This window comes from Rhizobium vallis, assembly GCF_003985155.1.
Taxonomy (GTDB): Bacteria; Pseudomonadota; Alphaproteobacteria; order Rhizobiales; family Rhizobiaceae; genus Rhizobium; species Rhizobium vallis.
Genome location: NZ_ML133694.1, coordinates 278,321 through 302,196, shown reverse-complemented (window position 1 = coordinate 302,196; position 23,876 = coordinate 278,321). Strand labels below are relative to the sequence as shown.

General features: G+C 56.9%; 23 protein-coding genes. 14 read left to right on the top strand and 9 right to left on the bottom strand.

Going from position 1 to position 23,876, the window contains the following annotated elements:
• The first annotated feature begins 1,232 nt into the window (after positions 1-1,232).
• Positions 1,233-1,439: a hypothetical protein gene (locus EFQ99_RS24315; protein WP_126923763.1), complete on the top strand. Its 207-nt coding sequence runs from the start codon at positions 1,233-1,235 to the stop codon at positions 1,437-1,439.
• Positions 1,440-1,880: 441 nt separating this feature from the next.
• On the opposite strand, the gene EFQ99_RS24310 is transcribed toward EFQ99_RS24315, so the two are convergent.
• The 7 genes from EFQ99_RS24310 to EFQ99_RS24280 form a co-directional block, all read right to left on the bottom strand.
• Positions 1,881-2,129, bottom strand: coding sequence for a hypothetical protein (locus EFQ99_RS24310; protein ID WP_126923762.1), 249 nt, complete (start codon positions 2,127-2,129; stop codon positions 1,881-1,883).
• A gap of 102 nt (positions 2,130-2,231) precedes the next feature.
• A complete protein-coding gene (locus tag EFQ99_RS24305) occupies positions 2,232-2,939 on the bottom strand; it encodes a TfuA-like protein (RefSeq protein WP_126923761.1) in 708 nt (235 codons plus the stop codon).
• Positions 2,936-4,096 (bottom strand): YcaO-like family protein, encoded by a 1,161-nt coding sequence (locus EFQ99_RS24300; protein WP_126923760.1) that lies wholly within the window; start codon positions 4,094-4,096, stop codon positions 2,936-2,938. Before EFQ99_RS24300 ends, EFQ99_RS24305 begins: the two co-directional genes overlap by 4 nt.
• 48 nt (positions 4,097-4,144) lie before the next feature.
• Positions 4,145-4,357: a hypothetical protein gene (locus tag EFQ99_RS24295; protein WP_126923759.1), complete on the bottom strand. Its 213-nt coding sequence runs from the start codon at positions 4,355-4,357 to the stop codon at positions 4,145-4,147.
• Between the two features lie 20 nt (positions 4,358-4,377).
• Positions 4,378-6,222 carry a peptide antibiotic resistance protein gene (locus EFQ99_RS24290; RefSeq protein ID WP_126923758.1) on the bottom strand — a complete coding sequence of 615 codons (1,845 nt, stop codon included), beginning with the start codon at positions 6,220-6,222 and terminating at the stop codon, positions 4,378-4,380.
• 9 nt (positions 6,223-6,231) lie between these two features.
• Entirely contained in the window at positions 6,232-6,657 is a 426-nt protein-coding gene (locus EFQ99_RS24285; protein WP_126923757.1) for a helix-turn-helix domain-containing protein, read from the bottom strand.
• Between the two features lie 215 nt (positions 6,658-6,872).
• Positions 6,873-7,505, bottom strand: a complete 633-nt coding sequence (locus tag EFQ99_RS24280; protein ID WP_126923756.1) for a class I SAM-dependent methyltransferase — start codon at positions 7,503-7,505, stop codon at positions 6,873-6,875.
• Between the two features lie 56 nt (positions 7,506-7,561).
• On the opposite strand from EFQ99_RS24280, the gene EFQ99_RS24275 reads away from it, so the two are divergent.
• Both EFQ99_RS24275 and EFQ99_RS24270 read left to right on the top strand, forming a co-directional pair.
• Positions 7,562-7,804, top strand: coding sequence for a hypothetical protein (locus EFQ99_RS24275; protein WP_126923755.1), 243 nt, complete (start codon positions 7,562-7,564; stop codon positions 7,802-7,804).
• Between the two features lie 240 nt (positions 7,805-8,044).
• Entirely contained in the window at positions 8,045-8,932 is an 888-nt protein-coding gene (locus tag EFQ99_RS24270; protein ID WP_126923754.1) for a DUF6030 family protein, read from the top strand.
• A gap of 30 nt (positions 8,933-8,962) precedes the next feature.
• On the opposite strand, the gene EFQ99_RS24265 is transcribed toward EFQ99_RS24270, so the two are convergent.
• Entirely contained in the window at positions 8,963-9,334 is a 372-nt protein-coding gene (locus EFQ99_RS24265; RefSeq protein WP_245441571.1) for a hypothetical protein, read from the bottom strand.
• Between the two features lie 199 nt (positions 9,335-9,533).
• Between EFQ99_RS24265 and EFQ99_RS24260 the strand changes: the two genes are divergently transcribed.
• The 11 genes from EFQ99_RS24260 (at position 9,534) to EFQ99_RS24210 (ending at position 21,331) form a co-directional block, all read left to right on the top strand.
• Positions 9,534-10,607, top strand: a complete 1,074-nt coding sequence (locus EFQ99_RS24260; protein ID WP_126923753.1) for an endo-1,4-beta-xylanase — start codon at positions 9,534-9,536, stop codon at positions 10,605-10,607.
• Between the two features lie 32 nt (positions 10,608-10,639).
• Complete coding sequence (locus EFQ99_RS24255) at positions 10,640-11,791, top strand: glycosyltransferase (RefSeq protein WP_126923752.1); 1,152 nt, start codon at positions 10,640-10,642, stop codon at positions 11,789-11,791.
• A complete protein-coding gene (locus EFQ99_RS24250) occupies positions 11,791-12,297 on the top strand; it encodes an acyltransferase (RefSeq protein ID WP_126923751.1) in 507 nt (168 codons plus the stop codon). The genes EFQ99_RS24255 and EFQ99_RS24250 overlap by 1 nt, the downstream gene beginning before the upstream one ends.
• The gene (gene pssM, locus EFQ99_RS24245; protein WP_126923750.1) at positions 12,294-13,196 is read left to right on the top strand and encodes an exopolysaccharide glucosyl ketal-pyruvate-transferase; all 903 of its coding nucleotides are present in this window, start codon (positions 12,294-12,296) and stop codon (positions 13,194-13,196) included. Before EFQ99_RS24250 ends, pssM begins: the two co-directional genes overlap by 4 nt.
• A gap of 142 nt (positions 13,197-13,338) precedes the next feature.
• Complete coding sequence (locus tag EFQ99_RS24240; RefSeq protein ID WP_126923749.1) at positions 13,339-14,841, top strand: lipopolysaccharide biosynthesis protein; 1,503 nt, start codon at positions 13,339-13,341, stop codon at positions 14,839-14,841.
• Positions 14,842-14,925: 84 nt separating this feature from the next.
• On the top strand, positions 14,926-15,897 hold the full coding sequence (locus EFQ99_RS24235; protein WP_126923811.1) for a glycosyltransferase: 972 nt from the start codon (positions 14,926-14,928) through the stop codon (positions 15,895-15,897).
• A 91-nt stretch (positions 15,898-15,988) separates the two neighbouring features.
• The gene (locus tag EFQ99_RS24230) at positions 15,989-16,963 is read left to right on the top strand and encodes a glycosyltransferase family 2 protein (RefSeq protein ID WP_126923748.1); all 975 of its coding nucleotides are present in this window, start codon (positions 15,989-15,991) and stop codon (positions 16,961-16,963) included.
• On the top strand, positions 16,960-17,844 hold the full coding sequence (locus tag EFQ99_RS24225) for a glycosyltransferase family 2 protein (protein WP_126923747.1): 885 nt from the start codon (positions 16,960-16,962) through the stop codon (positions 17,842-17,844). The genes EFQ99_RS24230 and EFQ99_RS24225 overlap by 4 nt, the downstream gene beginning before the upstream one ends.
• The gene (locus EFQ99_RS24220; protein ID WP_126923746.1) at positions 17,841-18,827 is read left to right on the top strand and encodes a glycosyltransferase family 2 protein; all 987 of its coding nucleotides are present in this window, start codon (positions 17,841-17,843) and stop codon (positions 18,825-18,827) included. The genes EFQ99_RS24225 and EFQ99_RS24220 overlap by 4 nt, the downstream gene beginning before the upstream one ends.
• A gap of 21 nt (positions 18,828-18,848) precedes the next feature.
• Positions 18,849-20,213 carry an O-antigen ligase family protein gene (locus tag EFQ99_RS24215; protein WP_126923745.1) on the top strand — a complete coding sequence of 455 codons (1,365 nt, stop codon included), beginning with the start codon at positions 18,849-18,851 and terminating at the stop codon, positions 20,211-20,213.
• A 98-nt stretch (positions 20,214-20,311) separates the two neighbouring features.
• A complete protein-coding gene (locus EFQ99_RS24210; RefSeq protein ID WP_164736431.1) occupies positions 20,312-21,331 on the top strand; it encodes an acyltransferase family protein in 1,020 nt (339 codons plus the stop codon).
• 232 nt (positions 21,332-21,563) lie between these two features.
• On the opposite strand, the gene EFQ99_RS24205 is transcribed toward EFQ99_RS24210, so the two are convergent.
• On the bottom strand, positions 21,564-23,657 hold the full coding sequence (locus EFQ99_RS24205) for an acyltransferase family protein (RefSeq protein ID WP_126923743.1): 2,094 nt from the start codon (positions 23,655-23,657) through the stop codon (positions 21,564-21,566).
• Between the last annotated feature and the right edge of the window lie 219 nt (positions 23,658-23,876).

The window sequence follows — 23,876 nt, the reverse complement described above, 5'->3', positions numbered from 1 at the left end:
AAATATCGCCGGCGCTAAGAATTCCGCCGCGTGCGATCAGCCGAAAGTGAATGTCTTCCAAATTTTTGAAGGTCCGTCGGCACCAATATCATGAATATCCTAAATGCGACCGACGTCATCCAGATAGTCGTGATTGATAAAAAAACAGCAGTTATACACAGTAAATTGAAACCATCCCAATAATGTTCTGCGACAAACGATAATTTTACTGTATTCATACATACGCACCGTGCAAGCATTCCTATTGGAGGACCCGTCACCACCCCGGCGGGTCCTCCGAACTGCTTGAGGACAGCTTCCCGCAAATGCGATCCCGTTATAACAGCCTCGGCCGAGGAATTTCGTTCGGATTGAGATAGCGTGCTGCCGAGCAGCCCGATCGGGAAAACCATCGTCGGAAAAGGTACAAATGGAAAAAACGCGCTCCGCCTGAAATATTTCAGCCGTGCCATCAAAATATCGGAGATTCAATTATCAAGAATGATGTTGTGACTTAAGTCACTGTCATAAACACGATATTATTATTAGGTAGACGGTACGAATATATCCGCAATTTAGCCCAGAAATACATCCGTAGATCACCATATGTTTTAAATGGCGCCGACTTATAATTGAGATTTAAATACAACCGCTGTAAGAAATCTTTAATTTTACCTTTTGATAAAATTTTGATCAATTTGCAAGTTTTTTACGCATATTTGTCGTCGCTTCCGCTGCTTGATCGAGCCGCCTTATTGTTCTCGCAAAGCCGAAAAAGCTCCTCTTCATCGTGGATTTTCCGAACAACCGGCCGCCGATCGGCATCACTGACCAGAGCAGCGCGCCACCCCTTCCACCAACCTAGAGACGGGCTACGCAGAAGAATTACTAACGCAGGTTGGCAGGATGCCGGAAATATGACCGTCTGTAATAAATATTGAAATCAAGCGCTTACGCCAGCTGATGCCACGGCAATGCCCGGTTCATCTGCTAAATTTCGGCATACCCCGGCACAGATTTCAATGGAAAAGCCCGATGCAGCCTACCTTGTTCGGCATGCCTCGCACCTCAACCCGATGATATATTTTGCGGAATCCCGCCATCCCGATTCAAGATGACGAAGGGCCCCGCCGCATGGGCCGACCTGTGTCGAAATGGTCGCACTCGCCCGGCGAATTAACCCTTCATAAAGCATTTGCTTGCTCAACTTATAATTTGTGTCATGGTCACTATAAGTAGCGAGGAGCCGACCGATGAGTGATATAGCATCGCATATCCCGGAATTTGGTTACGATGAGCGCGTCATGATCTGCCGGAAGCAGATCGAGAAGGCGGTCTATCAGTTCATTGCGAGTACGAAGGTCGACGGATGCGACCCGGCGGAAATCGCAATGGCAATCGCCGACATCGCTGACGACTACATTTTACTGCTGGCCCAGAAGCGCAACTTGACCCACTGAGGTCCCGGATTGGCGCCAGAGCAGCCGATCGTCCCTGGGACGCGCGGAAGATGTTTCGCAACCACCTCCCCGACAAAGGCAAAGCTGAAGAGACATAACTGCTTTGCAAGATGGAATTCCCGCCGGCCCGCACGAGAACGCCGGCAGAAGAGAGGCCCATATCAGGCTTCGCACCTCGGTCGCACTCCCCATATTCGACTTGATCCGCTTTCAGCATCCTCCGCATGAACCATTTCCCGGCAAAGGCTCGCCGTCGGGCAAAAGCGTGAAGCGGTTTTGCGATCGCGAAATGCGGAAAACCAGAGAGCTGAAGCGTGGGCCAAGCGAACCTGAAAGATCTCCACGCGCCTTGGGCCACAACGCAATCATAGCTCCGAAAATCTTAGATCTTCGGAGCTACACGTGGATTGAGGTGGCTACTCGCTCTCTCGAACGTCTCTTTCAGTGGCTTCTCACGCTCATCCGCGGAGCCGGGGAACTCAATTCGGCCATCTCGCTGGTGAGGCCCTCCCCCACTTCCTGCTTGACCGCCTCGAGCGCAAGATCGAGGCAATGCGTCGCGAACTGCAGGTTGACATCCTGAGCGACATGCCGAGCATAGGCAATCATCCGCGCAAGTGCGACGAGTTCGTCCAGACCGTCTTCTGCCCCTTGGTCTGTATTTATCCTGGCAATCGATGTCACGCCCATGACCATTTCTCCAACGAATTGAAGGAATGATACGCGGGTAAACGCGAGCGAGCCCGTGAAAAAAGCGTGACACAACCCTTGGTGACAGGTGTCACATCAAGTTCACAGCACAAGTCGAGTTCGGAACGAGGTTTCGTGGAGCCTCCAGGGCAGATCGACATTGGTCCGTCTATCGCCTGCTTCCTGCACTGCTTTCAGCAATTCCAAGGCGTCGATGCGTTTTTGATCGATGGAATTGGCGAGAAGCGCCGCGAGCAGCCGCTGACGGTCCGACTCGGCCATGCCCGCGCACCGTTCGACGATCGCACGCCACGTCCGTTTCTTGAAGAAGATCGCGCCGGCAGCGTCGTCGATCTCCTCGCGCTGGCCGTGTGCGAGCAGCCCCTTGCTCTCCATTGCATCGAGCGTTGCGCTGACATTGACGAGCGGGATCGTCAGCGGCTTGCTGCCAAGCGCACTCGGCGCATGCGTGAGAGCGACGGCAGCGTCATCGACCAACCGGCCGGTGCGATAGTCTTCGAAAATGCGGCCGATCCCGATCATGCCGAACGGATGGCATTCGGCAGCGCGCAGCGCGCCCATGCTTGCCGCCCCCAGAACCGCGACACCAAGCGAGAGGGCATGGAGAATTTCCTTGTGCCACACGGGTGCCGCATATTCGAAGCCGCCGTCGATCAGGCCGATGACATTGGCGCCCTCTTCCACTGCAGCCAGCACATCGCCTTGCGTCGCAGGCGCCCGCACGTCTATCCCCTCGCCGGCGAGCGACGCAGCATCGGGAAGACTGGGACCTGCGAAAATGACCTTCAAAAGCCGATCGCCCTCGCAAGCGCCCTCGTTCCAAATCGCCGGGCGCGTTCACCCTCCGGATTTTCGAGTTCGGGGATGACGACCTTGACGACGCTGAAGGGAAGCGTCTCGTCGCTGAGGCGCACGACCACCACCGAAGCGATCCCCCTGTTTCGCAAGATATCGAGCACATGCTGCAGCAGAAGCGGCAAATCCTGTTGCGCCCCGCCATGGCCGATGGCAGCAGCAGGCGGCGCGGCAACCGCATCGAAAGCCCGCCGCATGAACGGCGGCAAGGGTGCTGAGAACGTTGCCGGAGAAATATCGTCCCGGGCGCCGCTGATATAGGTGAGCCGAGACTGCACCGCCTCTGTCACCGCCCGTATGGCTGCCCGAACGGCAGATGGATGCGCACCCGTGCCGCCGGTTACCTCGACCAGGCGGATATCCCTGTCACTATTGATGTCGCCAGGGCCGAGCATGGCGGTGAAACACGGGATCGCGATATCGCTGGTGATGTCGAAGAGCCTGAGCGCCAGGCCTGATGTTTCGATCCTGTCGATCAGCCCGGTCAGCGCGCCGTCCTCAAAACCCCGCGGATCGACGCAGCGGGAATAACGATCTGCCTCCCTGCCCACCTGCCAAAGTACATGGGCGTCGCGCTCGATACGCTCCAGCACGCCGTGAAAGATCGCCTCTTCGAGATTGTTTCCCGATGCCAGACCATCCGAGGACATCCAGTATCGGGCGTCGCGCGTGCGGTCGAGCACGACCGCTTCGAAAGGGATATGGACCGTATCGCCTGTGAGGATATTGCGGCCGGCGACCCATTCGGTCTCCTCGTCTGGTCCGAGATCGGGCTTATGCAGGGCGATCAGGCAGTCCAACCTGTCGACCGCGCAGTCCATCGCCTGCAGACTGGAAGCCGAGCCACGGACGAGTTCGACCGAGGGTTCGCCGGCAACGGCCCGCTCGAGGGCTTCCATGACGGTCGATACCTTGGCGTCGAGATCGGTGAGGCCCTTCCCTTGCGCGATCACGATCGAGCGGGAGTTGGGGGCATACGCACACCAGACCGGAATGCCGATATCGTCAAGACCGGTATGGCGCGCAACCCTCGTGATGCCGAACCTCATCAACAAGGGTTCGACGCGGGAAAGGGTTTCCCGCGGCGAGATGATCCTGTCGGAATATATGATCCGCTGCCGATGTGTCAGAACGCCGGCTCAGCCGTCGACATGGCCGGAAAGGGCGACCTGCACCGACGAAACGGCGACGGAAAGGTCGACATTGTTGACGAACGTGCCGCCCGTTTTGCGCAGGTCGTTGACGGTCGCCAGATCCCCTGTTGGATTGAGCGGCTTAACCGTGCCCGCACCGAGATCGGCAAGCCAAAGACCTGTCTCGCCTGGAATGCCTATAATAACTGCCTTTGCCATGTAATGCCCCTAAGTGATTGTTAAAAACCAGCCCTCAACAGGCCCTCCCGATAAAGCTCTTTTTGCCAATGCTCCTTGAAAGGAACGATGGCGAGCCACTTCTCGACGTCGAACACCGGATTGATGCTTTCGGCGCGCTGCCGATGGAATAGCGCCCGTTTTCGATCGCCGATCATTGCGCAACTGGCCGCCGCGATGCGATGGGCCGGCGCTTTGTCTTTCATCGCCTCGACATAGGCGATCGCCTCCTCGTATTGCTCCAGGAAGAAACTCGCTCCGGCGGCACACCAGAGATAGGCGTCAGGCGCGATCGGATTGAGCGAGATCGCCTTTGTGATCTTAGCAAGCGCATCGCCGGGGCGGGATGCATGCACGAGCGTATCGGCATGGCTGTAGATGACATCGGCAAAGTGCGGACTGAGTTCCTCGGCCAGATGCAGTGCCGCGACGCTCGCATCGACATCGCCGAGGTAGAGTTTAGTGACGCCGAGTTCGCGATGCCCCGCCGCCGACGAAGGATCCCGCTCGATGGCGCGAAGCGCATTCTGCTCGGCCAGATGCAGCAGCTCATCATTGCCCTGCGCCGTCACCAGCCATTCGCTGGTGAAGGTTCTTGCCAGCCCGGTGAAAGAAGGAGAAAAATCCGCCTTGTGCGACAGCGACTGCTTGAACGCCTTCCTCGCCCGGCGGATATGCGGCAAGGTCAATTTGCTCATCAGGCTCGAGCCGACGAGATAGGAATGATAGGCCTGCGGATTGGCTTCGAAACGCAGCCGCTCTTCCTCGTTTTCAGCCAGCTCGCTTGCCACCGACAAGGTCAGCTGCTGCGCGATCAGCCGTCTCTGCCGCGGCAGCGTATCAGGCCTCATCGCAAAGCGATTGGCCCAGATGATCTCGTCCGTGGGGAAGTAAATCAGCTGGGCGAATAATCCCTCTTCGGAGAACCTGGTATCCAGGAGATAGGCGATCGAGTGCCGGGCGACGATGGCCGCCTTTTCGGAATCGCGGCGGATCTGTCCTGCCGTATGCGGCGCGACGATGGAAATGTTTCGAAGCGCGCAAAGTTCGATCGTCACGTCTTCGATCAGGGCATTCGCCAGCGCAAGCCCGGCATCGGCATGTTTCGATGTCGGGGGAAGCAGCACCAGACGGGGCAGGATTACAGGCATTGCCGATACACGATCAGTGTCGACAGGCGCCTGGCCATCGGTCGTGGAAGGCTTCACCTCCACCACGCGGCCATCGCCGTTCGGCAGCTTCTCGCTGAGCGACGATCCGCCCGAGAGCCGGTGCAGCAATGCTCTGACCTGCTCGTCAGTCGGATCCCGTTCGAGGATCTGCAGGGCAGTGGTGGAAATGATGCGCGCATCTGCGGGACTTTGCACCGCCGGCAGCGCATCCAGCAGCGCCTGGCGCAATTGCAGCGCCTGGGCGTCCCGCTGGGTCCTCATCCAGGCGTCTATCGGCTTGGTTGCCGGTTTGATATTTCCGATGAACCCGCGCTGGCTCAGTTCGGCGATCGCGTTCAGCCGCTCCAGCGGTGGAGCATCAGTGCGAAAGATATCGAGGTCGCTGGAAACAACCTGCCTGTTGAGCCGAACGGCGGTGGCGGTGAAATCGAAAGGTATTTCGGCGCGGGCGCCGTCCATCTCACGGATGCGGGACAGAAGCTTGCGCAGATTGAGCCGCGCCTGCTCCGGCTCGACGTCGCTCCACAGGAACTGAGCCAGTTCATAACGGCTGAGTTCGTGGCTTGCGCCGGTATAGAGATGGGCCATCATCAACAGGCCCTTGGTCGGATAGCGAACCGGGTCGCCATTCGATTCGATCAACCGCAGATCGCCAAATGTCTGCAGATGAAGCACGATCCATCCTCAGCCGTTCGCAACCGGATCCTGCAATTCAGCCTCGATGTCGGACAATCCAGCGACCGCCAGGCTTTTGGCCAGCGACACCAGTTTTTGCCTGATATTCGGATCCTCGATCGCAATGAAGGCCTTGTTGAGCGCCAGTCCCTCTTTCGAGGACAAAAACTTGTTCAACTCGCTCGTCTCGCCTTCGATCGGCCCAGAACCGCCGTTTTCGAAGAAGAAGCCGACGGGCACGCGCAGAATCTCGGATATAAGCTGAAGCCGGCTGGCGCCAATCCGGTTCGTTCCCTTTTCATATTTCTGGATCTGCTGGAAGGTGATCCCCAGAAGCTCGGCCAAACCGTGCTGGGTCATCCCGAGCGTCTTTCGGCGAACTCTCACACGGTTGCCAACATAGACGTCGATGGAATTAGGCGATTTAGCCTTCATATGAGTAAGTCTCCCGCTTTATCAGCACGCCCAGCCGCATAATGGAGAGTTTAAGCAAGAATGCAACTAAAAGTAAATATTTCTTAAGGAATTTTTTCGCTTTTGAGCACGGCAAAAAACAACCTGTGGATTATCACAGGTGCTCGGTGCTGACAGCGACGGCAAGAAGCGGGCGGAGCAAGCCGCCCGAAACCAGCGGCCGCTTAGAAGCCCCTTTATAAAGGCTTCTGAGCGACGGCGATCATCGACTTAGCGAAAGCCGGAATCCTTCCGACATACTCAAAGTGAACATTGTCGAAACCGCTATCCAAAAGCAGCGTGCTCAACGTGCTTTTCGACCAGAACTTGATATGTCCATGATCCCTCAGCGGCATGAAGTGGTCGTCCATCTTTCCGACCGCGGCCAAAGCGAGGTTCTTCAGATATCCATGGTAGGGGGTCGACATCACGGCGATGCCGCCCGGCTTGACGAGATCGTACATCGTCGACGTGAACGCCTTCGGATCATAAACGTGCTCGACGACCTCGAGGCTGATGACGGCATCGAACGTGCCATACTCGCTGGAAAGATCATCATACGCCGAACCGAGGTTCAGCGGCAGTTCGGGATAATTGATATTCGCCTTGTTGATGCCGTCGCTCGAAGGATCGACCCCGACGACGGAATATCCCTTTTCTGCAAGGGCTGCCGCCGCTCCGCCGGCACCACATCCCAAATCAAAGACATCGTTTTTGGCAGAACCATCGAAATGGTCCCCCAGCACGTCGAAGACGGTAGGCAAGATGTAGGAGTGCGCGGTTGCCGGTTTGGCGTGAACGTAGGTGGTTGCGTCTAACTCGACAGACATATCCTCTCCTTTCAGGTTGCACGGCAGACCCTATCGAAGAATACGTCCAAAATTTGATGAAAACCGTGAAAAATCATCCGATGGAAAGGATATCCGGGACGTTATCTATGGTTTCACGACGGATATATAATCGTTTTACGAGAAAAATAGGTTATTATCGAACGGATAAACAACAAACACAGATAGCAAATCTATGGAATTTCAGAAACAACATAAAAATTTCAAAAGAAATCATGACAATAATAAAACTGATCCATCGCGATCGTGAAGAAACCGAACTGGCGGCGGCCGGCTCATGAACCGGATGGCGGGATCGTCCCGCCCTCCCCCGCAGCAATTGTCGGCCGCAGTATTGGAGATTCTTGCCTGGAATGGTGTTAAAGCGCCTCCGCCGAAATCTGTAGCCTGCCCTATCCGATGACGAGGCGGAAAGGCGCCCAATTGCCGACATGAAGCCAAAGATATTTAACGGATGAATGTATACTGCTGGATTTAGACAGCCCGTTCGAAATCCTTCTCGCGTACCGGAGAAGACAAGCTTGCCCGATTCGTCGCCCGCATCTGCGAAACAGCCGGTGAAAAAACCGCGGATCCCCGTGGCTTTCTGGTTGTTGCTGGCGATTTCCCTTTCGCTGGTCATGGGAACGGTGCTTCTTTCCAACGACATGAAACACTTGAAGGCGGTCGGCCATTACTTCGGCTTCGATCTCTTTCCCGAAGAGCTGAAACCGCCCCCACCCAGGGCCCTTCCCCGCCGAACACCTCCTGCCACCTTCAAGCTTCCCGTGCACGCCATCGAAGCGCCTGTGGCGCAGACTGCGTCGGCTTTTCTGCGCACATGGCGGATCTCCGGCCCCACAATGTGTGCGGCGCTGCGCGATGCCGGCATTCAAACCAGCGATTGGGCAGCGGCGAGCTTCAACGCCGACACATACGAATGTTTTTTCGAGCACAGCGGCAAGCGGGAGAAGGATCAGCTTCCGAACTCCATCTTCGTCATCGTTCGCGGCGATGCCGCAGGCACGATCAACAATATGCGCGTGAAGATCATCAATCCTCAGACGGATCAAAACGGCCAGCTCGATCCCGGCATTCTGCGCATTTTTGAAACCATGCTGCAGCAACCGCAGTGGCTCGATTTCCACGAGGCGTTGAATGCGATTAAGGGCCTCCGGGACGTTAGGGAAGACGGCTTTGGGGCCAGCATCAGCTTCACCCACGAGGTGCTCAATGCCGGGCATTACAATTTTACCCTTGCGCTGGATGCGACCTCGGGACCCCAGAAAAGAACGAGAAATTATTTTTCCGACAGATTGTGGCTTCCCTCGCCGGACCCCGCGGACGAGACCGACGGCACTCAGCCGGAATCAAAATCCGCGCCTCTAGATGCCGAGGCGCCGGCAGAAAATCAGAAACAGCGGCAGTAGGTTTTCAGGTGCATGTCCCGCGCCGGCCGATCAGGCCATATGACTTGCAGCCTGGTGCCTGGACAGAAGCTTGTAGAGTTCCGTCAGGCTGTCGGGACCGGGCTGCTCGGTGCTGTCGCCGCCCGCCAGCCGCCAGACACGCTCGACATTGAGGTCTTGCGTGACCTGGGCAAGGTCGTCGTTCAGCGAGCGGATGACGTCCTCCGATTGCCGCAACCGCCGCCACGTCCTGACGAGCGCGATGATGAGGATGAGAACCACGCCGATGACGGCAAAAAAGACGGCTGTGAACAGCCGGACATCGAGAAGGAGCAGGTCGTTTCGAACGGTCGCCATAAAAAAAGCGGCATTATGAAATGCCATATGAAAATAGCTCATCAGATAGCTTAACCAATCTTCCATTACGAGCTTCCTCCGCGGCGAGTTTATATCTTGGAACCAGCGGAAAAGTCTAGAAGATACTGACAGCACAGCACTCCCGGGAAGTATGTTTGAAGGTGCATTACTCTATTGATTTGAAAGCGAATCTGCCGTGGGCAGCTGCCGGCGAGCTCGGCCGTTCACTTGCCTTGCAGGCCTGAAGCCAACAGTGAGAGAAAGAATGAATAGAAGACGTTTCCTCGCCTCCGTTCCGCTCGCCCTGTTATATGCACGTGCAGGCGGAGCGCTGGCGCAGATGCCGCCCGCCGGTGGCCTGCGCGCCATTGCCGACGGGAAATCGTTCCGGTTCGGCTCGGCAATCGACCCGCAGGATATCGCCGATCCGGTCGCCTCCCAGATCTACATCGATAACGTCAATTCGATAACGCCGCGAAACGAGTTGAAGTGGAATGCGACGGAAAAGCGTCCCGGCGTTTTCTCCTTCGGCGATGCGGACCGCATGGTTGCGTTCGCACGAAAATACAACATGAGGGTTTATGGACATACGCTGATCTGGTATCGCGTGCCGGACTGGGTGTCCGCCATCACCGACGCGCAGACCATTCAGGCGGCGATGAACCGTCACATAAAACAGGTTGTCACTCGCTATAAGAGGTCGATCGATGCTTGGGACGTGGTGAACGAACCGTTGGAATATGATTCGCCGGATCTGCGGGATTGTGTTTTCCGACGCCTTCTTGGCGACGATTATATTCGTATGAGTTTCGATATGGCGCACGAAGCCAATCCCGCCGCGACACTCGTCCTCAACGAAACGCATCTGGAGAAGAAATCCGACGTGTTCGAACAGAAGCGCACGCGGGTTCTGAAGATCGTCGAGGATCTCGTCGCCAAGAAGACGCCGATCGGCGCCGTCGGGCTGCAGTCGCATTTCCGCCCCGGCTTCGACCGGATCGACCAGGAAGGAATGGGCCGTTTCTGCGCGGCGCTGAAAGACATGGGTGTCGGCGTTTTCATCACCGAACTCGATGCGTCCTGCCATTTCCTGAAACGCGAAAAGGGCTTCACGCCGGCCTCTTATGCGGAGATATTCGGCGACGTGATCACTGTTGCCGCCGAACGCGGTGACTTGAAAGGCGCGACCGTATGGGGCATGTCGGAGAAATTCAGCGCGCGTGACGAGAAGGACACCGATCCCAATGCCGCATGCACGAAACGCGTTAATCTTTACGACGAAAACAACGATCCGAGAAGTTCGGTCGACGGCATCAAGCGGGCGATAGAGGCGATGTGATCGCGCAACACAACGGAGACGCGACTAGATTCATGAGAAAAGCCGTTATTTATGTGGAAAAATTTTTGCCTGCCAGCCAGGCATTTGTTCTGAACCAGGCGGTGGCATTTCGTTCCTTCGAAGCTGAAATTCTTGCCGGCTCGAGAATCTCTTCCGCCCACACGAAGAAAACCTCCGTTCAGGTTCACGACATCCGCCGGTCTCCCGTTGCGCGCGCCGGCGAACTGCTCTTGAAAATCCCGCAGATTGGCCTGCCCTCGCTGTTTCCGGCGATCGGCAAAGCCGATCTCGTTCACGCTCATTTCGGCAAGAACGGTTATGTCATCGGTCCCTTGGCGCGCGCCGCCGGCAAGCCGCTGGTCACGACGTTCCACGGTTTCGACGCCACCTATGGCGGCGATCCGAAAAAGCCGGGCGGCTTCAACCAGGTGCGTTTCTTCGCCAAGGGACGCCGCGAGATGGCCGGTTGGAACAGCTGGAATATCGCCGTTTCCGACTTCATCCGCGACCGGTTGCTGGGGCTTGGCTTCCGCGCCGATCGTGTCTATCGCCATCATATCGGCATCGATCTCGATCTCTTTAAAATGGAGCCCCGCCCCCGAAAAAAGGGATTGGTGGTTTCCATCGCCCGTTTCGTCGACTATAAGGGCCACCGCTTCATGATCGACGCGCTCTCACGCGTGGCGGCCGCAGGCACCCCGGTCGAATTCGTCATGGTCGGCCAGGGTCCGTTGAAGCAGGAAATCGAGGCGCTGGCGCGTCGTTCCTTGCCAAGCGTCACGATCCATGAAAATCTGTCGCAGACTGAGATTAGGGATCTGCTCGCCAGTGCGGAACTCTATCTTCATGGCAGCGTGACCCTCGATAATGGTCACGCAGAAGCGTTCGGCCTCGCCAATCTGGAAGCCGAAGCGGTCGGTACTCCGGTCGTCGCATTCCGCTCGGGAGGCGTGGGCGAAGCGATCGAAGAGGGGAAAACTGGTTATCTCGTGGAGGAGCGGGATGTCGCGGGAATGGCGGAAGCGGTCGGAAGACTGCTCAACGACCAGGCTCTGTGGACAGCCTTCAGCGCGCGGGCACCGCTTCTGGTGGCCGAGCGTTTCGACATACGTCGCCAAACGGGGATGCTCGAGGACTATTACAGTTCCGTGCTTGACCAATTTTCCAGCCGGGGTCGGACTTAATGGTGCAGACAGGAAAGAAGCCGAAGTGGGGACTGAACGTGTTTCGGCCGCTGCGCGACGGCATCGTAAGGGCCAAGTGGTTCTACTATACGAAATTCTGGGGAATGGACATCGATCCGACAGCCAGCTTTTCCCTCAGCGTACGCTTCGACAAGACCAATCCGAAGGGGTTGCACATCGGCGCTGAAACCTATGTCGCCTTTGAAGCTGCGATCCTGACCCACGACCTCACGCGCGGGCTCTACCTTCACACGCGGATCGGCAGGCGCTGCTTCATCGGCGCGCGCAGCATCATTCTGCCGGGCGTCGAAATCGGCGACGAATGCGTCATCGGCTCCGGCTCGGTGGTGACCAAAAGCGTGCCGCCGCGCTCGCTCGTGGCTGGCAACCCGGCAAAAATCATCCGCAGCGACATCAAGATCATTTCACGTTACGGACGCATGGAACGCGAGGACGAAGCGGTCTCGCAGATCGTGACGCACTTGCCGACAGGAGAAGCACGATGAAGATGTTTGCCTACCGGGGGAAACACGAGAATTTTGGCGACGAGCTGAACCATTGGCTTTGGGAGCGCCTACTGCCCGACTTCTTCGACGACGACGAAAGCCAGCTCTTTCTCGGCATCGGCTCGATCCTCTACGACAATTTCGACCCCAACATGCAGAAGATCGTCTTCGGTTCGGGCTATGGCGGCTACACCAACCCACCCAAAGTCGACGGCAACTGGACATTCTACTTCGTGCGCGGGAAGAAGACGGCCGAAATCCTCGGCATCGACCCGAGCTACGCCATCGGCGATTCGGGCATCCTCACCCGCAGCTGCTGGGATGCGAAAAACGTCGAGAAGCGTTATCCCGTCTCCTTTATCCCGCATTACGAAAGCGCCATGCACGGCAGTTGGGACAAGGCCTGCGAACTCGCCGGCATCCATTATATCGATCCGCGCTGGTCGGTGGAAAAGGTCCTGACAGAAATCAGCGCATCGCATAAAATCGTCTCCGAGGCGATGCACGGCTGCATTATCTCAGACGCGTTGCGGGTTCCGTGGCGGGCGATCCGTCCGATTGCTCTGGAAAATCGCGCCAAGTGGTATGATTGGGCGAGCGCGCTTGATCTGGAGATCGATTTCGATCCGATCGGCCCGTCGAACCTCGTCGAAGCAGGCGCGGCGCTGGTACCGAAAAACAGTTATCTTTGGAAGAACATAACGTTCCGCCGCCGCCGCATTCTGCAGCTCACCGGCAACTATGTCTTCGGATCGACGGTCAAGACGTTGCAGCGGGTCGCGGAAAAGCCCGGCCAGCTCAGCAGCGAAGAGGCGACCGTCAATGCGCATAACAGGATGCTGCGGGAACTGGACCGGCTGAAGCAGGATTTTTCCAGGAAAACGGCAAGCGCCCTGTGAAGGTGGCATCCATGCATCGCTGCAAGGCGATGCGGCATAACTCTCTCATTCCATCCTCCCGAATGACGACGGGGGCCAATTGTTCGGGATGGATATACCCACTGAAACGGTCAGTGTTCTTGACCTCAGGAGTCGTTAGACCATGAATAACGTTACCGATCGACTGATCCGGGGCAGCATCTGGCTGAGTCTGTCCCGCGCCATCGTTAACGGGCTTTCGGCGCTCAGCACCTTTGTTCTGGCCTGGTATCTCGGCCCCGCTGATTTCGGCCTCGTTGCTATTGCAACCACCCTTCAGCTCATCCTGAGTTCCGTCACCGAACTTTCTCTCAATCAGGCGCTCATCCGCCACGAGGCTCCAACCGAGGAACATTTCAGCGCGGTTTGGACGTTGAGCGCGGCGAGAAGCTTGGTATTGGCACTGTTATTTGCCGCCGCGGCCTATCCCATTGCCGACTTTTACCAGGATCCTCGGCTGGTGAACGTCATGTTCGCCTTGAGTTTGAGCCTGTTCCTGAGCGGTCTCGCCAATCCACGCCGCATCATGCTTCAGCGCGATCTGATATTCTGGCAGGATTTCGTGCTCAACGTATCGCAGAAGCTTGCCGGCTTTATCGTCACCGTTGCGGTCGCCGCGCTCTACCAGAGTTATTGGGCGCTGGTTCTCGGTCTCCTCGCCTACCAGCTGACCAATCTCGTCGTTTCCTACACCGTCCTGCCGTTCTGGCCACGCATAACCTTCCGGCACGCACGGGAATTGTTTTCGTTTTCTGTGTGGCTGACCGCCGGACAGATCGTCGGCACGCTTAACTGGCGGATCGAGTATCTTTTGATCGGCAAGTGGATGGGTTCGGTCCAGCTTGGCCATTATACCGTCGGCAACACTCTTGCGATGCTGCCGACCCGCGAAGCCACGGCTCCGTTGAACCAGACGATCTATCCCGGCTTCTCGAAGGTGCGCAACGACCCTGTCCGGCTCATCGCCGCCTACCAGCGCGCTCAGGCGCTTCTGGCAGCCGTGGCCCTCCCGGCCGGCATCGGCATGGCGGTCGTTGCCGATCCGATGATGCGGCTTGCCATGGGCGAGAAATGGGTTCCCGCCATCTTTATCGTGCAGGCGCTCTCGGCGGTGTTTGGAATACAGACGCTCGGTTCGCTGGTGCAGCCGTTGGGAATGGCAAAGGGGCAAACCAAGTTGCTGTTTATCCGCGACGCCCAGATGCTGGTGCTTCGTGTGCCGATCATCATCGCCGGTCTCGTGTATTTCGGACTTCCGGGCGTTATCTACGCGCGGATATTGTCGGGCTTGATTTCAACCGTCGTCAATATGCTTCTCGTTAAACGGCTGATCGGCTTGCCTTTCTTCCAGCAGCTGGCGGCGAACTTCCGCGCGCTTGCCAGCGTCGCTGTGATGGCAGCTGGCGTGTGGGGCGTGTCGCATCTTCTGAGCGCGCCTGCCGACAAGCTGGCTCTGGCCGCTCATCTGGCCATATTGGTCAGTGCCGGCGCTGTTTTCTATATCGGCTCCAGCTTTGTCCTTTGGCTTGCGATGAAGAAGCCGAACGGCCCGGAAACCGAAGTTCAGCGTATCGTTGTCAAGACACTGTCAAAGGCCAAACTTATCGCCGTGCCGAAGTCGGCTTAGGGCAGCCGACAGAACCCGGCCTGGGAAGTGATCCGGCCGAAAACGCAGTTGCTGATCGAACACAGCGTCGTTCGGAGGGCTCAGATGAGCAAAGTCAAAGTAACAGTACTCTTCTCGACTTATAATGGCGCCAAGACCCTGCCCACCATGCTGGACGCCTTGTGCGCCTCCACATTGCCGCATGACGAGTGGAAAATCGTCGCCGTCGACAACAACAGCAATGACGAGACGTCAAAAGTCTTGAAGTCCTATCAGGATCGGCTGCCGCTGGAAGTTTATTTCGAGCCTAAACAAGGCAAGCAACATGCGTTGACGCAGGGCTTCCGCCATCTGGAAGGCGAGCTGGTCATCTTGACCGATGACGACGTGATTCCCGAGCCGGATTGGATCGAACAGTTCCTCGCTTTGGCAAACGAACAGCAGGAGTTTGCCATATTCGGCGGCCTGATCATGCCCGAATGGGAGGAAAAGCCCGGTCCGTTGTTGATGAAGTACGGGCATTTGGGCATCCTCTATGCGCTCAACGACGACCTTCCGGAAGGACCGATATCCGCGGCTTTGATTTCAGGGCCGAATTCTGCCTTCCGCCGTTCCATATTAGGCCCCGGCTACATCGTTCATGACGATCTCGGTCCGGACGCCACCGTCGCTCAGTTTCCCATGGGCGAAGACACCGCATTCGCCATGAGGCTGGAAAGGAATGGCGCCAGAGCCTTTCATTCGCAGGGGCCGAAGGTTCGCCACATGGTCAGGAAGGGCTATGTAGAGGAAGGCTGGGTTTTGCGGCGCGGAGAACGCTACGGCATGGGACTGGTCATCATCAGGCCGAACCTGTTCGACCGCAAAGCAAAGATTCGTGGCCTTCCTATCGGCAGCGCCCTGAGCTGGCTTGTCATGGCGCCGGCCAGCTTCGTTCTGAAGAGCTTTCCTCAAAGCGGCCTTCGCTTCAAATTGCTCTGGGCACAATCGGTCAGGCAGGGAATCCTGCGTCAATTCCTCAAGCAGCGAACGACGACGAACAGGTTGATCTATTCTCGGATCGGTGCCGACAAATGAGCCGATTGTATCGCGTTGACGTCGCCGGAAAATGCTCCGGAAAGATAGATAAACCCTATGTTTCTCGCGCTTCGATAGGCAGGAGGATTTGATGACGGATCCCAAAATCAGTGTCGTCTTCTCGTCCTTTAACGGTGCCGGACGTCGCCTCCAGCAAATGCTGGATTCGATGTTGACGCAGAACTTTCCCTTCGAACAATGGGAACTGATTGCCGTCAACAATAACAGCAGCGATGGAACGCAAGAGCTTCTCGAGCGGTATGCCAAGAAGCTGCCGATGACGGTCATTCGTCATCCGCGTCCGGGAAAATCCGGAGCCATGAACGCGGCTTTGGCGAAAGCGCGGGGAGCGCTGGTCGTTTTTACCGACGACGACGTCGAAGCAGACGTGAACTGGTTGAACACACTTGCCGCCTGCGCTGAGGCTAATCCGGATTTTGGCGTCTTCGGCGGCGGAATTCTTCCAAACTGGGAACACTATCCTGAAGGAAATCCGCTGTTGGATTGGATCCCCATGGGATCAACCTTCGCCATCGCCGACGAGGAGCCCAGCGGCCCTTGCGACCCGACAAAAATCTGGGGTCCGAACACCACGGTCCGTCGGGAATTGCTTGGCAGCAATGTCCGGTTTCGCGAAGATATCGGGCCTCTCCCGGGCGGTCTTTTTGCGATGGGAGAGGATACGGAAATCGTCAGCCGCCTGTCCCGGACCGGCGTGAAAACCTACCGTTGCGCCGAGGCCATTGTCCATCATTGGATTCCGGCCGCGAGCGTTACGGAAGCCTGGGTGCAGAAACGCGGCGAACGTCTGGGTTATGGAATGCCGGCGCTTTTTGCCGAGGACGTTCCCAGAGGTATAAGAATCGCGGGAATTCCCTTAAGAACCTGGGTTGAGAGCGCCGACTGGACGGTGCGGGCAGCTTTTCTCTATCTTCTGCCAAGATCGAAGAAGCGGTTCTGGGCGATCTGGAAATATTATTACATGCGCGGCTACCGTGCGGGGATTCGCCGATATATGCCGACGGGACATGGTTCTCAGCAGATGACGCAGGAGATTGCGCATTGAAACTTTCCGTGCTGATCAACAACTTCAACTATGCCCGCTATCTTGGCCAATGCATCGACAGCGTTCTTTCCCAGGATTATCCCGACTTTGAAGTTGTCGTGGTCGACGACGGATCGACGGACGATTCCCACCAGATCATCGCCGCCTATGGCGATCGGATCGTCCCGGTCTTGAAGGCAAACGGCGGCCAGGCATCGAGCTTCAATGCCGGCTTTGCGGCCGCAAGCGGCGATATCCTCTTTCTTCTCGATGCAGACGATGCATTTCTGCCGGGCAAGCTCGCGCGGATTGCCGAGATCTACGACCGCAACGAGATTGATTGGTGCTTCGACCGGGTAACGACCAACGAAAGCGATCCGCCTCCTGCAGAGCTAAAGGTGACGCTTTTCGACAAGCGGGAAACGCTGCGCAAAGGCGGCTTCCCCTCGCTTCCGGTGCCGACGTCGGGCTTGAGCTTCCGCCGCAGCCTCCTGTCCCAGATCCTGCCGATGTCGGTCGCGACCGACGTCGTGCTCAGTGACAACTATATCAAGTTTGCCGCTGCTTATCTCGGCCGCGGCGCCATCATCGAGACACCGCTGACGTTTCAGCGCATTCATGCCTCGAACCGCTACACCGGCACAACAAGGGCAAAGACGCTGCGCCCGCGGATCATGATCGCGACCGGGCTGGAACTGGCGCGCCGCTATGATGAATTGCAGACGCTCGGCAAGAGCCTGGTGGCCGGCGGCATCGCCGAAACGACATCGCTGCTGAAACTCCGGAAGGAAGCACGCAATACAGTGGCCGGCGGCCCGTTCGGCGACGATGCCGCAACCGAGGTGGCCTTGATGGCCGCGCGCAAGCGTTTGGGAAATATGTTGCGGAGAGGACAGTCATGAACCAGCAAGACACCTTCCCGCAGTCGTCCGCCGGCGCTGGCGAGACAAGTGCCGTACCCTTGAACATCGCCGTCGGCGTGCTGACCTATCGGCGCGTGGACGGGATCGCCAAGCTGCTCGACGTGATGACGCGCCAAATCAGGCACCCGGCCCGTCCCTACCATCTGACCATGGTGATCGTGGACAATGATGCCAGTGGCAGCGCAAGAAACACGGTGGAGGGCTTTGGCCAGACCGGCGCCTATGACCTGATCTACGTCGTCGAAACCAACCAGGGCATCCCCTTTGCGCGCAACCGCGCATTGGATTCAGCACCTGCCGGCACCGATCTCTTCTGCTTTCTCGACGACGACGAATGGCCAGTTGACGGCTGGCTCGACGCCATGCTGGAGACCCGCGAGAAAAACCGCGCCGATTGCGTCTATGGGCCAGTCCAGCCGGTCTATCCCGAAAATCCGCCGGAATATTTCATCAAGGCGCGGGTCTTCGAACGCAAAAAGAACCAGGACGGTCAGCGCATCAACTACGCGGCGTCTAACAACGTCATGTTTGATTATCCCCTGATCCGCTCATGGAACCTGCGCTTCGAAGAGAAGATGCGCTATACCGGGGGAACGGACTATCTGTTCTTCAATCAGGCCATTCGCCGCGGCATGAAGGTTTTCTGGGCTGACAAGGCGCTTGTCTATGATATCGTTCCGGCGAGCCGGATGACCTGGAAATGGGTGTTGCAGAGACAATACCGGCTCGGCAATACTTTCGCGGTCAGCGAGGTCCTGCATGGCAACCTCAAGCGCCGGATCTACCGCGCGGCCTATGGCGCCACGAGAGTCGTGCTCGGGCTGGCCATGCTGCCGGCGATTCTGATTTCACCCTACTGGGGCATGCGGGCTCTCACTCACGTTCTGCGTGGCGCCGGCATGGTCAACGGGATTCTCGGTCATGCATACCAGGAATATAGACCCAATGCCGCCCTTCAGTAAAAATTGCGGGAGCGACCGCGGATGAGTTACAGCCCTTCTTATGTTCGGGATGGAGAAATCGGGCTCCGGCCGATGGCCCGGTCGCGGCCACGTCGCGGCGTCAAGAAAGAGACCTTCGTCCGTGGGCTCCTCACGGGAATGCTTTATCTGACGCTCCTGCGGACAACCGGGATGTGGTACGGCTATCCGTCAAATTTTCTCGAAGACGCGCCAGTCGATCCGCTCGCGCAGAAATTGATGCTGTACAGCCTCGTTCCATTGATCGCTCTCTACATCTCGCTGGAACCAAACCGTTTTGTCTCCTACTTTCGCAGAATACCGGCTCTGCTGTACGTCGTTGCCGCATTTTCGATCATATCTCTTGGGGTCTCGATCAGCTTTGGCGCATCCGTCCGCGGCATCGCCGCCGTAGCCATTCTGACAGTTGCACCGCTGCTCTACAGGTTTCGCTACGGCAGTGTCGCGACGTTCCAGATTCTGATCAATTTCGGCATCTTCGCGGCGTTTGCGAATATTCTCTATACCATCGCCTTTCCGAGATACGGCATCATGGCTGGTTCTTATGCCGGCATGGTAAAGGGCTTGTTCTACCACAAGAATGGCCTTGGTCAGTTTTGCGCCGTCAGCTTCATAGCCATGCTATCCATAGGAATGCCGAAGGGGCGGCTGCGCTATAGCCAGCTTATACGCTGGGCGGCATTGCTGTGTACTCTCCTGCTGATCGTCGTCTCCAAGTCCTCGACCGCCGTTGTCATGGTGGGTATCGGCGTGTCTGCCTTGATCGGCTCGCACCTGATGCAGTCGGTGAGAAACTCGCTGGCGCGCTCCTTCTTTGTCTTCTTCTTCTGCCTGCTTCTCGGGGTTGCAGCGTCCTTCGCCTATCTCGGTGTCGCAGAAATGATTGCGGACGCATTTGGAAAAGACCTTACATTTTCCGGACGCACCAATATCTGGGACCAGCTGCTGCCGCTCGTGTATGACCGCCCTATCTTTGGTTACGGCTTTGCGGCTTTTCGCCAACCCGAAGTCATGGAGCAATATGTCGAGCTCACCTTCGATGCGCGCTCGACCCACAATACCTACCTGGAACTTGCCCTTAACATCGGCGTTCCCGGCATGATTGCCTGGACAGCCTTCGTTCTTCAGCGTCTCGGCGGCCGCCTGACCGCGACCCAACGTTCCGGAGATCTTCGCGATACGCATTCCAAAGAGGTTGCAATCATTCTCCTCATCGTCGTTGGTTCCATGATGGAAGCGGGAATGATGCTCGCCCCGGTCATCCTGTGGCCCTATCTGGTTGTGTCGCTTCCCGTGAGCAAACCAAAAAACACTGGTAGATCGCTGCGCGATCTTATTGCCGATAGCCGACAGACGGCGCCACGTTAGCAAATCCGACCGCAATTATTTCTCGCCGGAAATTACCAGCTGCGGCAGTTTTGCAGTCCGTATATCGCGCTGGACTGAGCGCGAAGAAGGAGCAAGTAGTGACAACGATACAAAAGCCGCAAGAGATTTTATCGCTTCAATATCTCAGAGCTTTGGCGGCCATCGGGGTCTTGCTGTACCACCGGATAGAAATATTTTCGATCGGCACACATGGCGTCGACCTGTTCTTCGTGATCAGCGGTTTCGTTATGATCGCCACGACCGACGCGAAAGAAAAAACGCCATCTGCTTTCCTGCTTGATAGGATCATTCGCGTCGTGCCGATGTATTGGCTCGCGATCCTTGCAGGCGGTCTTCTGGTTCTGGTTGGGATTCCAGTCCACCGATACGAAACCGATGTGGTCTCGCTGATTTCGTCCATGTCGTTCATTCCATACCAGAACGCGCATGGAGAGGTTTGGCCTGTGATCCTCCAGGGCTGGACCCTGAACTATGAAATGTACTTCTACGCCATATTCTCCATCATTCTGATCGCCCCTCAAAGCCTGCGCGTTTGGGGACTGGCAGCATGCTTCGGTGCATTGGTCATTCTGGGAGAGGCCGTTCCGTCGCAAGGCGCTATTTCCACGACTTATACCAGCCCGCTTCTGCTTGAGTTCCTGGCAGGCACGATCCTGGGTCGGGTATACGGCCTGACGCTGCGAAACCTTTCGCTATTGCGTGCCCTTGTCATATCCGGCCTTCTCGCCGCAGGTTTGTTTGCATGCTCGTATTTTTTCGGCAGGCTCGCATGGGGCGGCCTGGCGGTTTTGATCGTCGCCTCGGCATTGACGATTGAGCGGCTTGGCTGGGTGCCGAATATACCGTGGTTGAAGTTTCTGGGCGCTGCTTCGTTTTCGATCTACATCTTCCAGCAACTGTTCTTCACATTAAGCGGGAACGTGTTCGGCGCCCTGACCCAGCTTTCGGGGATAAATTTCCTGTATCTCTGGTTCTGGCGCCCGATGGATGTGGTGATTGCTGCCGGTGGCGGCGCACTGATTTACATGTTCATCGAAAAGCCCGTGGGGCGCTATCTCAAGTCAATGCGGTTCCGAGCCAAGGTTGTCGCCGCATAAGACAGCTTTACGAATCCCTATGACGCCCCGACATCAATCTGAACCCGCGCGGCTAACGCATCGGCCCGAAAATCGAAAACGATTTTCGGGCCGATGCGTCTGTTTGGGTGTTAATTCAGAGCGCCCGCTGTGCCGAGAGGATGCAGACTGCGCAATGGTTTGCGATCACGAGATCGTCGGAAAACCAAAGATCTAAAGCGTGGCAAGCAAATCCAACAGATCGCGGTGCGTCTCAGCGCACCGGCGTCAAATTGGATTGAGCAGCACCGGTCACCATTGACTGTGTCTCGAAGGATGTCGTCCGCATCTTGTTGTCATTGTCCGCGGAAAGCACTGCCCTTGCGGTGAGCACCGAGCCGACAGTCGACAGATGTTGGTTGTCTGTAAACAGAGGCGCGCCGTCGGCCGTGGAAAATTGGCACCGGGCTTGCGGGCAAAGCGCCCCGAAGGGATCGACCAGCGTGACGCCAGGCGGTGATTTCTCCGCGACGCGCGTCACGATATCCCTTACCGGATCATCGAAATTCACGACAGCTTTCATCGGAGCGTCGTGAGGTGTCAAATCGCGATCGCCGTCGAGCCGTGTCCCGAACGCCGACCTCAGGGGTATCGCGTGCTGGAGCGAAAAGCGGACCGGGTTGAAATTGAACAAGGGAACGTCCTGCAGAAGAACGACATCCTTGTTCATCTCCCGCAATTGCGAGATCTGCGATGCGAGCGCCGTTTCAAGGGTCGGCCCATTTGCCTCCTCGGGCTGTTCCGCGCCGTTGGCGCCCGGATGAATGTAACGCGAGCCGGATTCTGCCTCACGCATTGGAGCAGACCAGTATCCGGCCAGGATCACTTTCTTGATGGCATCATTCCCGCGCAGCAAATCCATCACCCTGGCGTTATAAGCCGCGCATTCCGCGGCATGAGCCGGATGATTTGGCATATAGCGCGTGGCCCCCGTCAGCGGCGGGCAGGATGATTTGGTGAAGACGTAAAGTTGGTAGCCTCGCTCTTGCGCGACCGCCCTCAATCCGGGCGCAAGTGCGGCCGCATGGCTGTCGCCGATCAGCGCGATTGCAGGCCCGGCATCGCCTCCCGGCTGGCATCCTGCGCCATTGGCGGGAGAAGCCGCGCCATAGGATACGAGGCAGGACTCACGGGTGGATATGACCTTTTCGATCATCGCAACCTGTGAACCAAATCTCTGCGGAATTCCGGCCATCAGCACGGCCAGTGCGAAAGGAAGCGTGAAAATGACCAAGGCAGTGGCGTAGCGCCAAAGTGTACGGCCATTGGAAATGCCCGGGCGCCGAAACGGCTTCTCCACCAGGTAATATGTCAAAACCGCCATGACAAAGGAGATCGCAACGATGATCAGAGCGGCCGATTGCTGCAATGGCCATACGGACGATACGCTGGCGAAACTCAAAAGCGGCCAATGCCAGAGATACCAGGAATAGGAGACAAGCCCGATGAAAACGAGTGGCCGCGAACCAAGCGCCAGGGCAACAAACGAGCCCGGGCTGGCAATGATCAGCGCCGAACCGAGGACCGGCAACAGCGCCGAAGCACCCGGAAAAGGCGTAGAATCGTTATAGATAAAGATGGGCGCGGCAATCAGTATCGCGCCGATGAAAGCGATGCCGTTGACGACGGCTTTCCGCCCCTGATCGAAACGCACGCCTTTTATCTCCATGACGGCGAGAGCGCCGCCGATTCCCAGTTCCCATGCACGGCTGGGGAGCAGATAGAAGGTGAAAGCCGGGTCGATCTTCAGCGCCACGACGGAAAATACGAATGAGACAACGACCAGCGTCGCGATCGCTGGAAGAATTCCCCGCTTGAAGAAGCGATTCAAGAACAGAATGACCCAGGGGAAGACCATATAAAACTGCTCTTCCACACCGAGGCTCCAGGTCATCAGCATCGGCATCTGATCGGCTGCAGGCGAGAAATAATCGCTGGAAAACCAATAATAGATGTTGGAAATGCCGAACATGGCCGCGACGGCGCTGAGCGAAAATTTCTTGAACTCCCCAGGGGAGAGCAGAAGGAAACCGATCAGAAAGGAAGCGCTCAGGACGAAAAACAATGCCGGCAATATTCGCCTTGCTCGCCGGACGTAAAATTTTGCGAAGCTGAATTCGGATCTGAGGACGTCGCTATAGATATGCCCTGTGATGAGATATCCGGAGATGACAAAGAAAATGTCGACGCCGACGAAACCGCCCGAAAATGGCCTCAGACCTGCGTGAAATAACACAACGGAAATGATGGCGATCGAACGAAGACCATCTACATCAGGACGATAGGCGCGTGCGGAGTTTTTGTGCATCCGGATATCCTTTCGAACGTTGCCAGCATGATTGGCGGCGTCGACGCTAACGGAGTTGTATTGCAATGCATCCTAAAATGATGCATTGCAATAGGGAAGTTTAACACTTCTCAATTTTGAGCGAATCGAACAGTTTGGCGCATCGCAATGCGAATCGATACGAATGTTGCGATGCTGAGAATAGTGGGTATCCTGCTGATGTTCGGGCATGCCTCGCCG

Excerpts from the sequence above, each read along its gene's own strand:
- EFQ99_RS24215 (WP_126923745.1), top strand. The coding sequence starts at position 18,849 with ATGAGTTACAGCCCTTCTTATGTTCGGGATGGAGAAATCGGGCTCCGG.
- EFQ99_RS24265 (WP_245441571.1), bottom strand. The coding sequence starts at position 9,334 with ATGGAAGATTGGTTAAGCTATCTGATGAGCTATTTTCATATGGCATTT.
- EFQ99_RS24280 (WP_126923756.1), bottom strand. The coding sequence starts at position 7,505 with ATGTCTGTCGAGTTAGACGCAACCACCTACGTTCACGCCAAACCGGCA.
- pssM (WP_126923750.1), top strand. The coding sequence starts at position 12,294 with ATGAAGATGTTTGCCTACCGGGGGAAACACGAGAATTTTGGCGACGAG.
- EFQ99_RS24220 (WP_126923746.1), top strand. The coding sequence starts at position 17,841 with ATGAACCAGCAAGACACCTTCCCGCAGTCGTCCGCCGGCGCTGGCGAG.
- EFQ99_RS24260 (WP_126923753.1), top strand. The coding sequence starts at position 9,534 with ATGAATAGAAGACGTTTCCTCGCCTCCGTTCCGCTCGCCCTGTTATAT.
- EFQ99_RS24240 (WP_126923749.1), top strand. The coding sequence starts at position 13,339 with ATGAATAACGTTACCGATCGACTGATCCGGGGCAGCATCTGGCTGAGT.
- EFQ99_RS24230 (WP_126923748.1), top strand. The coding sequence starts at position 15,989 with ATGACGGATCCCAAAATCAGTGTCGTCTTCTCGTCCTTTAACGGTGCC.
- EFQ99_RS24315 (WP_126923763.1), top strand. The coding sequence starts at position 1,233 with ATGAGTGATATAGCATCGCATATCCCGGAATTTGGTTACGATGAGCGC.
- EFQ99_RS24310 (WP_126923762.1), bottom strand. The coding sequence starts at position 2,129 with ATGGGCGTGACATCGATTGCCAGGATAAATACAGACCAAGGGGCAGAA.
- EFQ99_RS24235 (WP_126923811.1), top strand. The coding sequence starts at position 14,926 with ATGAGCAAAGTCAAAGTAACAGTACTCTTCTCGACTTATAATGGCGCC.
- EFQ99_RS24275 (WP_126923755.1), top strand. The coding sequence starts at position 7,562 with ATGAAAACCGTGAAAAATCATCCGATGGAAAGGATATCCGGGACGTTA.
- EFQ99_RS24255 (WP_126923752.1), top strand. The coding sequence starts at position 10,640 with ATGAGAAAAGCCGTTATTTATGTGGAAAAATTTTTGCCTGCCAGCCAG.
- EFQ99_RS24295 (WP_126923759.1), bottom strand. The coding sequence starts at position 4,357 with ATGGCAAAGGCAGTTATTATAGGCATTCCAGGCGAGACAGGTCTTTGG.
- EFQ99_RS24250 (WP_126923751.1), top strand. The coding sequence starts at position 11,791 with ATGGTGCAGACAGGAAAGAAGCCGAAGTGGGGACTGAACGTGTTTCGG.
- EFQ99_RS24285 (WP_126923757.1), bottom strand. The coding sequence starts at position 6,657 with ATGAAGGCTAAATCGCCTAATTCCATCGACGTCTATGTTGGCAACCGT.
- EFQ99_RS24205 (WP_126923743.1), bottom strand. The coding sequence starts at position 23,657 with ATGCACAAAAACTCCGCACGCGCCTATCGTCCTGATGTAGATGGTCTT.